The sequence below is a fragment of the Candidatus Liberimonas magnetica genome (genome assembly GCA_020523885.1).
Taxonomy (GTDB): Bacteria; Elusimicrobiota; Endomicrobiia; order Endomicrobiales; family JAFGIL01; genus Liberimonas; species Liberimonas magnetica.
Map to the genome: position 1 here is coordinate 178,005 of JAJAPY010000004.1, position 15,690 is coordinate 193,694.

The 15,690-nt window shown below is 40.7% G+C and carries 14 protein-coding genes and 1 pseudogene; 11 read left to right on the forward strand and 4 right to left on the reverse strand.

What is annotated here, in order from left to right; genetic code table 11:
• Window positions 1–284: 284 nt before the first annotated feature.
• Window positions 285–2,303, reverse strand: coding sequence for a TonB-dependent receptor (locus LHV68_04615; GenBank protein ID MCB4791152.1), 2,019 nt, complete (start codon window positions 2,301–2,303; stop codon window positions 285–287).
• Between the two features lie 408 nt (window positions 2,304–2,711).
• Between LHV68_04615 and LHV68_04620 the strand changes: the two genes are divergently transcribed.
• The 7 genes from LHV68_04620 (at window position 2,712) to LHV68_04650 (ending at window position 10,797) form a co-directional block, all read left to right on the forward strand.
• A complete protein-coding gene (locus tag LHV68_04620; protein MCB4791153.1) occupies window positions 2,712–4,562 on the forward strand; it encodes a hypothetical protein in 1,851 nt (616 codons plus the stop codon).
• 75 nt (window positions 4,563–4,637) lie between these two features.
• Window positions 4,638–5,561, forward strand: a complete 924-nt coding sequence (locus tag LHV68_04625) for an NADH-quinone oxidoreductase subunit H (GenBank protein ID MCB4791154.1) — start codon at window positions 4,638–4,640, stop codon at window positions 5,559–5,561.
• A 76-nt stretch (window positions 5,562–5,637) separates the two neighbouring features.
• Window positions 5,638–6,270: a hypothetical protein gene (locus tag LHV68_04630; protein MCB4791155.1), complete on the forward strand. Its 633-nt coding sequence runs from the start codon at window positions 5,638–5,640 to the stop codon at window positions 6,268–6,270.
• A gap of 7 nt (window positions 6,271–6,277) precedes the next feature.
• Complete coding sequence (locus LHV68_04635; GenBank protein MCB4791156.1) at window positions 6,278–7,735, forward strand: hydrogenase 4 subunit F; 1,458 nt, start codon at window positions 6,278–6,280, stop codon at window positions 7,733–7,735.
• Between the two features lies 1 nt (window position 7,736).
• Window positions 7,737–9,320 carry an NADH-quinone oxidoreductase subunit C gene (locus tag LHV68_04640; GenBank protein MCB4791157.1) on the forward strand — a complete coding sequence of 528 codons (1,584 nt, stop codon included), beginning with the start codon at window positions 7,737–7,739 and terminating at the stop codon, window positions 9,318–9,320.
• Window positions 9,317–9,823, forward strand: a complete 507-nt coding sequence (locus LHV68_04645) for an NADH-quinone oxidoreductase subunit B family protein (GenBank protein MCB4791158.1) — start codon at window positions 9,317–9,319, stop codon at window positions 9,821–9,823. The genes LHV68_04640 and LHV68_04645 overlap by 4 nt, the downstream gene beginning before the upstream one ends.
• 236 nt (window positions 9,824–10,059) lie before the next feature.
• A complete protein-coding gene (locus LHV68_04650; GenBank protein MCB4791159.1) occupies window positions 10,060–10,797 on the forward strand; it encodes a substrate-binding domain-containing protein in 738 nt (245 codons plus the stop codon).
• 105 nt (window positions 10,798–10,902) lie between these two features.
• Here the strand turns inward: LHV68_04650 and LHV68_04655 are convergent, their stop codons facing one another.
• The 3 genes and pseudogenes from LHV68_04655 to LHV68_04665 form a co-directional block, all read right to left on the reverse strand.
• Window positions 10,903–11,358: a C-GCAxxG-C-C family protein gene (locus LHV68_04655; protein ID MCB4791160.1), complete on the reverse strand. Its 456-nt coding sequence runs from the start codon at window positions 11,356–11,358 to the stop codon at window positions 10,903–10,905.
• A gap of 12 nt (window positions 11,359–11,370) precedes the next feature.
• Complete coding sequence (locus tag LHV68_04660; GenBank protein ID MCB4791161.1) at window positions 11,371–11,952, reverse strand: DJ-1/PfpI family protein; 582 nt, start codon at window positions 11,950–11,952, stop codon at window positions 11,371–11,373.
• Window positions 11,932–12,426 (reverse strand): annotated as a pseudogene (locus tag LHV68_04665) (peptidylprolyl isomerase). Before LHV68_04665 ends, LHV68_04660 begins: the two are co-directional and overlap by 21 nt.
• A 420-nt stretch (window positions 12,427–12,846) precedes the next feature.
• On the opposite strand from LHV68_04665, the gene LHV68_04670 reads away from it, so the two are divergent.
• The 4 genes from LHV68_04670 (at window position 12,847) to LHV68_04685 (ending at window position 15,527) form a co-directional block, all read left to right on the forward strand.
• Entirely contained in the window at window positions 12,847–13,536 is a 690-nt protein-coding gene (locus LHV68_04670) for a hypothetical protein (protein MCB4791162.1), read from the forward strand.
• Window positions 13,509–14,090, forward strand: coding sequence for a hypothetical protein (locus LHV68_04675; GenBank protein MCB4791163.1), 582 nt, complete (start codon window positions 13,509–13,511; stop codon window positions 14,088–14,090). Before LHV68_04670 ends, LHV68_04675 begins: the two co-directional genes overlap by 28 nt.
• A gap of 112 nt (window positions 14,091–14,202) precedes the next feature.
• On the forward strand, window positions 14,203–14,961 hold the full coding sequence (locus LHV68_04680) for an ABC transporter ATP-binding protein (protein ID MCB4791164.1): 759 nt from the start codon (window positions 14,203–14,205) through the stop codon (window positions 14,959–14,961).
• 101 nt (window positions 14,962–15,062) lie between these two features.
• A complete protein-coding gene (locus tag LHV68_04685) occupies window positions 15,063–15,527 on the forward strand; it encodes a transposase (protein ID MCB4791165.1) in 465 nt (154 codons plus the stop codon).
• Window positions 15,528–15,690: the final 163 nt, after the last annotated feature.

Consider the following 15,690-nt stretch of genomic DNA (forward strand, 5'->3'; position numbering starts at 1 on the left):
ATAATATATATATTTCATTATTGTAAAAAATTCAAGTAGAAAATGTAAAATATTTCAAAATTTTGTTAACTACGCCCTGCGGATCAGGCAGGCTGGTTATTATTAGCACCAAAAAGGATGCCCGCCATTGGAAGACTCTAAAATAATGCAGTATTCTGTTATTATTGATTTTATGCTTTGGATGGGATTTTCTATAGGGTGGGTGAACCCCAAGCGTGCGCACGTGCCGTGCGCACAAAAACAGCACCCTTTTACAGGGTGCTGTTAAAAAATATATTTTTTGTCTAAAAAGAATACTTAACTTGCCCGTAGAACAAGCGCCCTATTGCAAAACTGCTTTCATCCGGAAGATTTATGCCTCTTGGGTACTCATAGTGGGAGTTATTAAATAGATTAGATGCAGACAAAGATATGAGCGTATTTTTTGATAACTTATAGTTTAATTTCATATTCAAAACAGCATAAGGGTCAACATCCGCCAGATACTCATTGCCTGAACCGTCGCTGATATCATAGATCGCTTTATCAACCCAGTTAGCCGTAACCGCGAAAGACACAGCTTTTCCAAGGTCTGCATTTAACCCTATATTGGCTTTGTGCTTGGGCACATCCATGCGTGTAGCGTCTTTTTCGTTTATTAAAGCAGTTGCTATATCGTCTTCCGTATTTTTTATGGTTATATAGGAATAGTTTAAAACCGCAGACAAACCTTTTATAACAAGCAGGTTAAATTCAAGCTCGCTTCCGTATCCATCTGCTTTTCCAGCATTTGCATAGCTGCTAATGAGCTGTTTTGTAAGCAAACCTCCGGGTGAACCGGGAAAAAGGTCGTTGGCGTCGTAGTAAGTCGGAAGAGAAGTCACCGTGATAAATTCGTCGTACTGGTTATAAAACACATTTGCGCTCATTTTAAAGCGTTCTTTCCCGTGGTTAAGATATCCGATTTCCACAGATTTTATGCCTTCCGCTTTAAGATCGCTGTTTCCCCTAACGATAGAAGTGTAAGGTATAGACACACCAGGTATAAGAGCCACCGAATAAGTACCGTTCTGTGTCCAGTCTATGTACGACTGCACTAAAGAGGGCTGGCGGAAGGCTTTGCTTGCAGATAATCTTAGGGTGTTGTTATTATCGAAATTATAGGCGATGCTTCCTCTTGGGGAAATAGTTTCTTTTACAAGAGGGTGCATATCATACCTGCCTCCGACAGAGATCAATAGTTTGTCCGAAGGTTTAAACTGGTCTTCCGCAAAGACTGCCCATAAGCTCTGGGACAAGGCGGGGACATACCCACCTGAAATTACACGGTTATACCTGCCGTTCACACCCCATAAAATAGAGTGTTTGCTTGCAAGATCGATGGAATGCTGGATTTCTGCATCAAGCGACGAACCTTTCCATGACTTATTTTCATTCGATCTGATATTTAATATGCTGCCAGCATTTTCTTCTTTATAATAGGTCCTGAATTGAAGAGTTTTGTAACTCCAGTCAAACCTCATATAATCAAGATCTCCCGTAAAATTGGCTGAACCCAAATCCTCTCCCAGAAAAAACCGGTAATCTATAACGTGCGACCTTCCGGCAGACAGAGCAAGACTTTGATTTTCACTATATTTATATTCAACAAAGGCATTCCCCTTTGAGATATCACCTGCGCTTTTTGAATCATCCTGCCATTTGTTCATCCTGTTCCATTCTCCGGAAACCTTGTATGAAACCTTATCTCCTACCCAGGCATTCATGACCGAAGGTATAAGGATATTCCTGTTGCCCGCTATCAAAGAAACGTGCGTGCCGGCTATTTGTTCTGGTTTTTTCGTGATAATATTTATCAGCCCGCAATAGGCATTTGCACCGTACAGGGAAGAACTGGGCCCTCTTATGATTTCTATCCTGTCTATTTCTTCAAGCCCTACCTGCATGAGCGGCCAGAACACATAACCGTACGCATCCCAGTAAACCGAACGGCCGTCGATCATAACCAGCAGTTTGTTGCTTAAAACACCGTTAAACCCGCGTATGCTTACCTGCTGGTCCCTTTCATCAAAAGCCATGACTTCCATACCGGGAACCATCTTGAGCAGGTCCGGTATGGTAAGCGCACTTGAATTCTCTATATTTTCCGAAGTAATAACACTTACTGTAGCAGGCGCATCTGAGAGGCTCTGAGCTTTCTTGGAAGCGGTCATTACCGAGATGTCCATGAACATAAGCTCTTCGACTGAACGCACCTCTTCTGCAAAGGACAGGTTCGCGAAACAGAAAACAGAACCTAAAACAACTGCAATTGTTCTTTTCATCTTTTTCCCTCCATTTTTGTTTTCATCTTTTTTCATCTATCTTTGGACATTATCTTTGTTTTACAAATGTTACTTAAGAATGATAAGCTAAAAATAACATATTGATTAATCCTTGTCAAGTTGCCGGTGTCAGATGTTGGTGTCAGACATGCCTAACCTGCAGAAACGTTTCCGGATAACCATAGGTTTTTATGTTTGACAAGTTCTCAAACTGACAAGTTCTCAAACTTGACTTTTTTACAAAAATTTTATATAAAATAATAACAATATTTGAACTTACTTCTATGTTCAGGGCGATGGAACTCACCTATTAACCGCCGTAAAGAAACCGATCTTAAAGGCTAATGGTTCCTACAAACTCAAGTATCTAAAATTATCGAAGTGCTTTTTTTCTTTTGGAGTCTTGAAATGATTCATCAGCTGTTTTTTTCTATACCTAAACTATTTACAGCCGACCCTTTGTCTCTTTTTTTTGTTTTTGTGATCCTGCTTATATCAGCCCCTTCAGCGATCTATTCGATAAATTACTTAAAAGGCGAGTATTCCGGAAAAAAAATAATTTATGCCTGGGTGATGCTTTTTGCCTTTATAGTATCGATGCTTCTGGTAGTCACTTTCAACAACGCTTTCTTCTTCTTATTAGCCTGGGAGATCATGTCCCTGGTATCTTTTTTCCTGGTGGTCTTTGACACCGGACAATGGAAATCCGTAAAAGCCGGAATTATATACATAATAATGACGCATCTAGGTACAGCTTTTATAACCGCAGCCTTTGTCCTGATGTACAGGCACGCTCATTCGTTCGATTTTGCGGCTATGAAACAGGCTTGCCGGATAATGCCTCAAAACACAAAGGACCTGTTGTTTTTGTTGTTCCTGGCCGGTTTTGGAACAAAAGCCGGGATAGTGCCGCTCCATATCTGGCTGCCGTACGCGCACCCGCAGGCGCCAAGCCATATATCAAGCCTTATGTCCGGCGTGATGATAAAAACAGCGATATACGGGCTCATAAGATTTGTTATCATTATTCTCGGGGTAAACACTTTCTGGTGGGGCAACCTCATACTTATAATTGCCGCTGTTTCCTGCCTTGTAGGCGTAATGTACGCACTTATGGAACACGACTTAAAACGCCTCCTTGCATACCACAGCGTAGAAAATATCGGAATAATTCTTCTTGGGATAGGCGCATCTATGGTGTTTTTAAGTTTAAACATGCCTGTCCCTGCCATACTTGCGATGTCCGCAGGCTTGTATCATTTAATGAACCATGCAGTATTTAAAAGCCTTCTTTTCCTATGCGCAGGAAGCGTTTATAAAAGCACTGGATCAAAGGACATGGAAAAACTCGGAGGGCTCATTAAGACAATGCCCTGGACAGCTTTTTCTTTTCTTATAGGTTCTATGGCGATATCCGCACTGCCTCCGCTAAACGGGTTTATAAGCGAGTGGCTTACTCTTCAGGCCCTTTTTGCAGGCATCCTGCACGGAGCCTCTGGAAGTACAAGGGTCCTTATGTCCGTCTATGCATCCGCCCTTGCACTTACAGGAGGGCTTGCCGCAGCATGCTTTGTAAAAGCGTTCGGGATAACCTTTCTTGCCGTGCCCAGAAGCGAACAGGCAAAAAATGCGAAGGAAGTCCCTTCCACAATGGTTTATGTTACGGTTTCTATGTCCGTTCTGTGCATTTCTTTGGGGATTTTTGCCGTTCCGGTCTTAAAGCTTCTTAGCGAGATCTCAGGATATATAACAGGCGCAAATACGGCAGGTTTAAGTTTTTCGCTCAACAACTTTATAATAACACCCCAAAACAACAGCGGTATATTCCTGTCCGGCCCGCTTATGGCGGCTGTGCTGGCCTTGGTCATCATGACTGCGGGTTTTTCGGCATACCTGATACTTGGCAAAAGAAAAGTAACGGCCGCAAGCACCTGGGGCTGCGGGTATTACAACCTTGATTCAAGAACTGAGTATACAGCCACTGCATTTTCAAAACCGTTCCGGATAGCTTTGAATTTCTTCTACAGGCCGTACAGAAAAACAGAAGAAGTAAAAGATTCTTATTACCATATCAAATCCCGCAAATACGAAACTTCGATCACTCCGGTATTTAAAAATTATATATATAAATCCATATTAAAGAGGGTTTTCGGAACTGCAAACCTTTTAAGAAGGCTCCAGTCCGGAAGCATTCATTTTTACCTGGCGTATATTTTCATTGCCCTTGTTCTGTTGCTGGTTTTTATAAACAAATTCTAGTATAGGAATTTGAAAATCCTATATATGTAATCACTATAATCTCTGTATAAAATCTGTGTAATCAAGAAGTTAATTATGATCAAAATAACTCTTATTCTATTTCAGGTACTGTTGTTAATCACGGTTTCTCCTCTCTTGAGCGGGGTTATAAGAAAAATTAAAAATACCCTGCGCATGAGGCAAGGCGCAGGTATCTTTCAGCCGTATTTTAATTTTTTCAAGCTTCTTTCAAAGGAAGAAGTGGTCTCAGAAAATACGTCATTTATCTTTACCTGCACTCCTTTCATAGTCTTCGGTTCGGTTACGACCGCATTGTTCATTATCCCTACGATAGCTTCTAATATTTCATTTAATATTATGGGCGACGTGCTTGCAGTTATATTCTTACTGGCTTTGGGCAGGTTTTTTATTGCACTTGCAGCCATAGATGCAGGCAGTGCATTCGGAGGCATGGGGTCTTCAAGGGAAATGTTCATAGCCAGTTTTACAGAACCCGTAGCCCTTCTTGCACTTTTTACCGTGTCTGTGACAAACGGTTCTACGGGCATGGACGCAATAAGCGCAAGCCACCCGGTCCATCTGTCAACGGTTATCGCGGGTGCTGCCCTTTTTATAGTAATGATCGCCGAAACTTCAAGGCTGCCGGTCGACAACCAGGAAACCCATCTGGAACTCACCATGGTCCATGAAGCCATGGTTCTGGAATATTCAGGGAGGTCCCTTGCCCTGATAGAACTGGCAAGCCACGTAAAACAGATCATTTTTTATGCCCTTATCGCCAATATCCTTATACCTCCCGGAGCGATAGCCGGCCTTGGCCTGTTTGAAGTATTAACGAGAACAACTGTGTTCGCCTTAAAAATATTTTGTATCGGCGCAATAGCAGGTATAGTTGAAGTTTCAACTGCGAAAATGCGCCTTTTCAGAGTGATTGATTTTCTTGCTTTCGGGTTTGTCCTGTCTTTTATTTCTATGATCGCGGCAGTTGCGGGGTTTTAAATGAACCCCGCCCTTCCTTTTAACATAAGGAAGAGCGGGCTTTAAGTTACATAAAATATGTAGGAGGAAGGGCTGGGTGAATTTATTTTTAGCATTGATCATTATTTCAACTTATACGATGGTCATTTCAAAGCGCATAAGCGCCCTTATCAACGGTTTTATGTTCCAATCTTTTTTCCTTTTTTTGTTGACTCTTTTTATAGCCGCAGGGACAAACAGCGGCGAGCTTTATTTTGTTGCCGCGCTAATTTTACTGCTTAAGGTTTCGTTAATACCGTATTTTCTGTCCTGGATAGTCAAGAAATTAAAGATCGAAGAGAACGCCGGGCTTTTTATAAACCCCCTGCTGTCACTTATCGCCGCATTGTCGTTGTCATACCTGGCATATATGTTTGCGACAGGGCTGATGGGCATGTATAACAAACCGGCTATGATCTCGTTTACAATATCTTTGTCTGTCATATTAATAGGCCTGTTCATCATGGTTTTCAGGATGAAGGCCATTACCCAGGTCCTAGGCCTTCTTGTCATAGAAAACGGGCTTTTCCTTGCAGCAGTAGCCTTATGCGGCAACATGCCTTTCTTTGTCGAGATAGCGATATTCTTTGATATTTTTGTCTGCGTAATAATACTCGGGATTTTTGTATATAAAATAAACACCTTATTTACTCACATTGACGTGGGTAAATTAACGAAATTAAAAGGCTAGGTTTAAAATGGAAGCTATTCTTATACTCGGGATAATAGTTTTTTTAGCGATCGTCCCGTTATTTTTAAAGGATGCCAGAAAGATCGGCATTTTAAATTCCGCAGGATACTTTGCGGTTATGGTGTTTGCCTTGCACTTAAGCCTTAAACTCCTGAAAGGAACGATTTTATTTTATAATTTCTTCTATCTGGACTCACTGAGCGGTTTTTTTATCCTCTTAACATCAATAATAAGTTTTGCCTCTTCACTCTATTCTATTGAATATATAAGTGCTGACATTGATAACAACACGATATCAAAAAAAGAGTCCAGGTTGTATTATGCTTTATTTAATCTGTTCACATTTACTATGATCTTTGCCACAACGGTAAATAATGTTGGCATAGTCTGGGTTTCTATTGAAATGACAACCCTTGTTTCAGCTTTCTTAGTAGGCTTCTACGGTAAAGAAGAATCAGTTGAAGCTGCCTGGAAGTATATAATCATCTGTTCACTAGGCATATCGCTGGCACTTTTAGGCATAATACTTTTGTATTACACGGTTTCGACTAACGGCGGAATAAGGAGCCTTAACTGGACAGATATGCTTGCTGTTGCCCACAAACTTGACCCTAAGGTTTTAAAGATAGCGTTCATATTTATTCTTGTGGGTTACGGGACTAAAGCAGGCATTGCACCTATGCATACCTGGCTGCCCGATGCCCACAGCCAGGCGCTTACCCCTATAAGCGCACTTTTATCCGGTGTACTTTTAAAAACCGCCCTTTATGCGATACTTAGATTTATAATGATCATAAATAGGCCTCTTGGGCCGGATTTTTCAGGCAACCTTTTGGTCTTTTTCGGGATCTTCTCCCTGGTCATAGCCGCAGGGTTTATCCTGGTGCAAAAAGATATTAAAAGGCTTCTTGCATACCACAGCGTAGAACATATAGGCATTATTTTGTTCGGCTTAGGTATCGGAGGGCCTTTAGGTTTATACGGAGCAATGTTCCACATGTTCAACCACGCTGTTACAAAAGCGCTTATGTTTTTTGGCGCAGGGAACATAGTTAAAAAATATAAAACTCATGATATGCACTTAATGAACGGAATAATAGAATCTATGCCTTTTACCGGATTTTTTGTTATCGCAGGTGCTTTTGCTCTTGCCGGAATGCCGCCTTTCTCGATATTTTTCAGCGAGATCATAATATTGATCTCAGGTTTTATGAAAGGTTCTTATATCTCAAGTTTGATCTACCTGCTGGTTATAGCTTTGATTTTCGGCGCAATAATTTATCATATCATTAAGATTGTTTTCGGGAAAAAACCCGATAATATGAGCATAGCGAAAGAACCTCTAAGCGTAAAATCTGCTTTTATTTTTTTATTCATATTCATTGCTTTTTTCGGTATTACAATGCCTGCATTCTTTGATAAGATCATAAATTCTACAGTTGAAGTGCTCTTAAAAGGATTTTAACATGGACTATAAAGCTGTCTTAAACAAGATCGTGCAGGAATATAAAACCTCTTTTTTAAAAATAGAGCTTTGCCGCCAGGACGAGGCATATCTGACCGTAACTATCCAGGATTTTAATAAAGTATGCCTGGCTCTCCATAAAGAACTCCGCTCCTGTGTAATGACGTTCTTTGCAGTAGACAAAACAAAAGAGTCCGGTTCATTCCACCTTTATTGCGCATTCCAGGGAATTTCATCCCAGACATGGTTTTTTGTTGTCACGAATATTCCTTCAAACAAGCTTGAGTACAACTCCTTATCAAAGGAAATATATTCAGCAAGCCTATTTGAGCGGGAAATAAAAGAGATGTTCGGGCTAATCCCGCTTGGAAACCCGGACCAGAGGATGCTTCACCTGCACGATGAAGTCTGGCCGGCGGGAAATTTCCCTTTAAGAAAGGAATTCGATAAAAATAATTTGAAACCTGGAAACACCGGGATCTACCCTTTCGCAAAAACAGACGGTGAAGGCATATTTGAAGTACCGGTAGGGCCTGTCCATGCAGGGATAATAGGGCCCGGTCATTTCAGGTTCAGCGCTGCAGGAGAACCCATTATAAACCTTGAGATAAGGCTCGGGTTTACGCATAGGGGGGTTGAGAAACTATTTGAAAACAGCCGTCCCGAAGACTGCCTGAAACTTGCGGAATGTATAAGCGGGGATTCGGTTTTTGCCCACACTTTAGCTTTCTGCCATGCGGTTGAAAAGATAGGCGGATATGCCGTACCTGTTAAAGCACAATACCTCAGGTGCCTGTTCCTTGAGCTTGAAAGGATGTATAACCATGTTAATACAATAGGAGGCATAGCTCTTGACGTGGGTTTCAGCTTTCCTTCGGCACATGCCTCGGTCATAAAAGAGTCTATACTTTCTTTAAACGATAAATTTACGCAGAGCAGGTACCTTAAAGGAGTAAATGTCATCGGAGGGGTTTCTAAAGACATCCCCAAAGACAGCTTAGGTCCTTTACTGCAATCTATCGAAGCCGTTTCAAAAGATTTTAATGAATTGAAGGAGATGCTTTTATCGAGCTCTTCTTTCATGGACAGGGTTGATACGGCAGGTATCCTGGACAAAAAAACAGCGGAAGATATAGGCATAATCGGCCTTGCGGCAAGGGCCTCAGGACTAAAAAACGATCTAAGAAAGGATTTTCCCGGAGTTTATCAATATCTTGAATTCAAACAGGCAAAGCAAACCAGGGGCGATGTCCTTTCAAGATTGAATGTAAGGATTGAGGAATTTGAAGAGTCAATAAAAATAATCGGACAGTGCGCCGCAGCTCTTAGACAAGGGGAGCTTTTCACAAAACAAGCGGCAGCAAAAAAATCAGGGTATGCTCTTGGGTATTGCGAAGGCTCTAGAGGCCCTGTGCTTTACTGGCTGATGCTTGGCGAGTCCGGCCTGATAGAAAGGTGCAAAATAACCGATCCGTCATTTCATAACTGGCAGGGGCTTAGTTATGCAGCACCGGGAAATATAATTCCTGATTTTCCGCTGTGCAACAAAAGCTTCGACCTGTCTTATCCGGGGAATGATTTATGATAAATATATTCAAGAACAGTTTTAAAAAAGGCATAGTTACAAAACCTATCGTATTTTCAGATACTGAAATAGAAACATTGGGAAAAGAGCTTAAAACCCTGGTATATAATAAGTTCAAACGCTCTTTTCATATAAGGGAAGTCGACACAGGCTCATGCGGCGCCTGCGAATCAGAAATAATAGCTGCTACCAACCCTATCTATGACATTCAAAGGTTCGGCATAGATTTTGTGGCTTCCCCGCGCCATGCTGACGCACTGCTTGTGACCGGGCCTGTATCAAAGAACATGGAGCTTGCCCTTAAAAGAACTTTTGAGGCAATGCCAAAACCCAGCTTTGTCATAACGCTCGGCGACTGCGCACTGAACGGTGGCCAGTTCAGTGATTCTTATTATACCCTCGGAGGCGTAAAAAACGTTCTGCCAGTAGCTTTTCATATACCCGGCTGCCCGCCAAAACCAATAGATATCATCCGTTATTTGATCCTGTTCTTGAAGAAATAACCACTTGTAATTTCACAAAATATTTACAATTATAATTTCTATTCTTAAAAATAATATGACTTTACAATGATTTTTGTAAAATATGTTTTTTATCACAAATGTGTTGACAAGGCTGTAATTTAGTTATATAATTAAGCCATACTTCCACTAAAACATCATTTCTTTCGTTACCTCCATTCTTACATCATTTTTGCTCACCAATAAATGCATCATAAATTTGTTTTGAAGGAGCAATTATGAAGAAAATCATCATTTGTGCTGTTCTGGTTACGGCGAGTATATTTTCTTATTGTTTCGGTGAAGAAACTATACGCTTGTACGGAGCAACGACAGTTGCTGAATTGTTAAACCCGTACAAAGACGTTGTTGAGAATAAGACAGGATGCACATTAGAAATAGTCGGGAATACCGCAGGCATGGGGCTTATCTACCTTAATGACAGAAGATGCGATATAGCGCTCACAGCTACAAACCTTGAAAATACCATAACTGCCGCTAAAATGGGCAAAAAGAATATCAACCCTGAAGGCCTGGTGGTTACTGTTTTTAAAAACGACGAGCTGGTTTTTATTGTAAACTCATCAAACACGGTTACGTCGCTTACCGATGCTCAGCTTAAAAAAATACTTACCGGCTGGATAATCAACTGGCAGGAAGTAGGCGGGCCTAAACTACCTGTAACCGTTGTTGCCGACAAAGTAACTGGAGCAACAAGGAACCTTATAAGAAAAGAACTATTCCCGGATACCGACTTTACTCCGAATGTGAAAGAATTTATTTCCTGCGACCTCATTGTTTCAAAGGTAAAAGATACGCAGGGTGCAATCGCGGGCGTAAGCCTGATGCATGTTACTCCAAAAGTTAAAATACTTAATACCCGTCATTTGTCACGGCCTTTGGGATTTATTACAAAAGGAGAACCATCGGACAAAATAAAGGAAGTTATAGATACTTTTGCAAGCTTGATCAAATAGGTTTAATACACCTGCATATTTTAATACATAAAAACAAGCGTTTTATTCCTTCCGCATTAAAACCTGCCGGAGGGGCTCCACTCACTTTCCAGTTCATATTCCTATTTATTGGTTTTCTTCTAACAGCTTTTCAAGGATTTCCGATGCGTCTTTTACGAGTTTCGGGCAGAGGGTGGAGATAAGGTTCTTTTCTTTTATGGATTTCATGCCTTCCTGGGTACTTATGTCATAGCCAAGCAGCTCTTTGCAGATAGCCGATCTGTTGCGCGCCTTAAACCTGGATACAAACTCATTTGCTACGGAAAATATCTTTTCTTTGGCATCCATGCCCGTTGCATATTTAAGACCGATAACCATGAATGCCCCGGTCACGGCTCCGCAGGTTTCGCCCATCCGCGCCATTCCGCCGCCAAAAGCCGATGCTATTTTTAATGCCGTTGAACTGTCTATTCCGAATTTTTTCCCGTAAGTAGAAAGTACTGCCTGAGTGCAATTAAAGCCTTTATTGAACACAGAAACCGCTTGTTCGTTTAAACTTTTATTTTCGGTATCGTCAAGCATCTTTCTACCTTTTTACTTCAGAGCCTTTAGCAGTGCAAGCCCGAATTCATTTGCAGCTTCAGGGCCTGAACCGGTGATAATATTACCGTCCTGTTCTACAGCCCTGCCTGTAAAATTAGCGCCTGCCGCAGAAAGTTCGCCTTTTATTGAAGGAAAACCCGTTACTTTCTTTCCTTTTAAAACCCCGGCTTTGCCGAGCGTGTTCGGGGCAAGGCATATTGCGCCAAGTATCTTGTTTGCGGCAACCGAGTCTTTTGCCAGTTTCTGCGCAGCCGGATTATTCCAAAGGACTTGTGCGCCGGAACCGCCTACAAAGATTATAGCATCATAGTCATTAGTATTTGCATCAACTATCAAAATATCGCCTTTTGTCCTTGCACCTTTCATGCCTTGAAGATCTCCCAGCATCAGGCTTGCTGTAACTGTTTTTATGCCGGCGTCGCTCAATATCTTTTTTGGTTCAAAATATTCTTCATCCCGGAAATCTCTTGGAGCAAGTACAAATAAAGCCTTTTTTGAAGGTGCGTCTACACCCTGTTTTTTATCATCTTTTGAAGACCCTTCTATTTTTTTTATTGCAATCTTTTTTATAATAACATCCTCTAAAGGTTTATTGTTTTCCCCTGTTCGGACCCGGGCTATCGTTCTTACGATATCAAGGCCTGAGACAACCGCTCCGAATATTGTGTGATGGCCGTTCAACCATGGGGTCGCAGCATCTGTAATAAAAAACTGTGAACCGTTCGTGTTAGGCCCGGAATTTGCCATGGCAAGAAGCCCCGGTTTATCAAAAACGAGGTCTGAAACTATTTCGTCAGAGAAACGGTACCCCGGCCCGCCGGTCCCGTTGCCTAGAGGGCATCCGCCCTGTATCATAAAATCCGGTATGACCCTGTGAAATGTTAAACCGTCATAGAATTTCTTTTTAACTCTCTGGTTTGTTTTAGGGTCTACCCATTCACGCGTGCCTTGTGCAAGCCCGGCAAAGTTTTCGACCGTTAACGGCGCCTGGCGTTCAAAAAGCTCGCATACTATCTCGCCTTTAGTCGTATCAAAAATGGCATACATCCCGGCTTTTTTCTTCCAACTATCATCTCCCTTGGACTTTGCATAAAGATTTGTGTTTAAAATAACTCCGAAAATTGCCAGCAATGTGAATGTTTCTTTCATCATTTAACCCTCCATAGTATTTTTATAATTTCTGTTTACAGATTATAACATAAATAGAAATTTTTAGTCAACGGATTTGAGATCGTTAAAAACCAACGATCTCTTATTACCGTGATTACATGGGATGATAAGCTTTTAATCGCTGTAATCGTAATTAATAATCACCGTAATCAAGTATTGTCTCTATTTGACAATACCGCTTAAAGTTGCTAAATTTAACAAGTTAATCCCTTCGCTAACTTGTTGACCATTCGATTTCACTCATGGTGTTGAGCAAAGTCGAAACATTACACAGATTCTAAATTTTTTTAAAAAATCATGAAATTTGCAAGGATTCTTATAGCATTATTGCTTATACCGCTGGCACTCGCCCTGGCCGTAGAGCTCTTTAACCTGGTCTTAAACCTTGGGAAAAATGCCACTGTCAATTCGATCACGTTCTGGGCCGGCCTGGCAAGCTATTTTATTTTCCAAACGGCTTTGTTTAAACCGATAAAAACTTATGTTTTCGGGCACGAGCTTACCCATGCCCTGGTCGGTTTATTAAGCGGGGCAAAGGTAAAAGGTTTTAATGTAGGCGCAAACGGCGGGAGCGTAAAACTGACCAAGACAAACGTATGGATAACCTTATCCCCGTATTTCATACCTATTTATACGGTTTTACTCATATTTATATATTGGCTAGCAGGGTATTTCTGGGCTGTTAATAAATATTATTCCTATTTTCTTTTTCTGGCAGGTTTTACCCTTGCCTTCCACCTAAGCCTGACCTGGTATGCGATACTTCAGGGACAAACCGACTTTAAAGTGTTCGGGGTTTTCTTTTCAAGTATCTTTATTCTGATTATCAATTGTATTTTATTATCAGGTTTGCTAAAATTACTTTTTCCCGAAATGGTCAGCATTAAAACTTACTATTATTTAAGCTATAATAAAACAGCTGTTTTCTGGAACTATATATATGTTGAGGGCATTAAATTATGGGTTTCTTTCCGCTCGATGAAATAAAAAGAAAAACATTTCATTTTTTAACTATTATTTATATTTTGGCTTACTGGTTTTTACCTTATAGAACAGTTATCTGGGGCATGGCTGCGCTCATTGTTATAGTCATACTCGGCGAAACATTAAGAAAATTCAGCCCAACGTTTAATGTCTGGATATTAAAAGCACTTGGCGGCGTACACAGGGAAGAGGAAATAAATAAAATAAGCGGGCTTCCATGGACGATCTCCGGTTCTTTTCTTACCATGCTTATTTTCCCGGACAAACAAATAGTTTTGGTAAGCCTTTTATACCTTGCTTTCGGCGACGCAGCCGCTGCTCTTTTTGGAAAAAAATACGGTAAGAGGAAAGTATACAGAGAAAAGACGCTGGAAGGAAGCATATCCTGTTTTATTGTATGCCTCATCATAGGGTTGTTCTTTTTAAACTTCAAACTTGCGATCATCGGGGCTTTATTGATCACGGTAATCGAACTCTATCCCTGGCCTTTGAACGACAACTTCTGGATACCGATCATCGCAGCAAACATATTGACTTATTTAAATAGATTCTTTTAATATAAGCACAAATTTCAATAACCAAGAGACCATAGCCAATAAATAACCAAGAAACAATAACCAACATGAATTTTTGATTCTTGCAATTTGGAAAATTTTTTAGAATAAACTTATGAGTAATATTGCTATCAAATCATCAAATCTTACCAAGAACTTTGGAGACATAAAAGCAGTAGACAACTTAAACCTTGAAATTTATGAAGGCGAAATATTCGCATTTCTGGGGCCGAACGGTGCAGGAAAAACCACAACTATAAAACTTTTCACAGGGCTTCTTATCCCCACCAGCGGTTCGGTCACGATCAACGGTTATGATATCCAGAGCGATCCGCAGAAGGCAAAACAATCCATAGGCCTTATTTCAGACCAGCCGTTCGTCTATCAGTACCTGAGCGGCTTTGAATTCATGCGTTTTGTGGGTGACTTATACAACGTTCCCGTCAATGAGCAGAAAAACAAGATACCTGAACTGCTTGAAATGTTAGAACTAAAAGACTGGCAGGACGACCTGGTCGAATCCTATTCGCATGGAATGAAGCAAAAACTTGTTTTTGCAAGCATGCTCCTGCACAACCCGAAGGTGCTTTTACTTGATGAGCCCCTGGTGGGCCTTGACCCAAAAGGAGCAAGGCTTGTAAAAGATATTTTTAAAGAACTCTCAAACCGCGGAGTAACGATATTTATGAGCACGCACGTACTTGAGATAGCTGAAAAACTGGCCCACAGGGTAGGCATAATTCAAAAAGGAAAGGTGACGGAAGTCTCCAGCGTTGAAGCCCTTAAAGACAAAATCAAGTCAAAAAACCTAGAAGACATATTCCTAGAACTTACCGGCGGCACCCAGTACGCCGAAATGCTTAAATACCTCTAAAAACAATTGTAAAATGCAAATATTGCAAAATTAAGGTATTTATTTAAATCAGCAACTATTTTATTTTGACAATAGATACATTGACGTAAAAATAGGTGTTAATGAACACATACAAATCAAGAAAACAAACCAGATTAAAAGGATATGATTATTCTTTGGACGGGTATTATTTTGTAACAATATGTTCAAAAGACAGAAAGAATATTTTCGGTAAAATTATTGATGCCGTAGGGGCGGGCCTTGCGTCCGCCCACTATAAAATCAGATTATCAAAATTGGGCCAAATAATTGACAGCCAATGGCAAAACATCAAAAAACAATATAATAATGTCGAATTGGGTATTATCATGCCAAATCATATCCACGGTATTATAATTGTTGACAATTCTGTATTGTTACGGGCGGACGCAAGGCCCGCCCCTACGGTATCTGATATTGTTTGTTCATTCAAATCGAAATGTTCGGTTGAATATTTAAAATATATTAAACAAAACAACCTGAATATTTCGGGTAAAATATGGCAGCGTTCTTTCAATGACCATATAAGAGAAACTTCGGGGACGTAGTTAGGCAATAAGGTATTAACTATAAAGATAATTAGTCATAATAGTCTAAATCAGTTGAATTATCTGTGTTTTTGAAGTTTCCCCCTTTTGGCTGGTAATGAGTTGAGTAATTTTTCGGAGTTGTCGGCGAGGACTGTCTGAGTCCCGCCTTGGCGGGACGAGT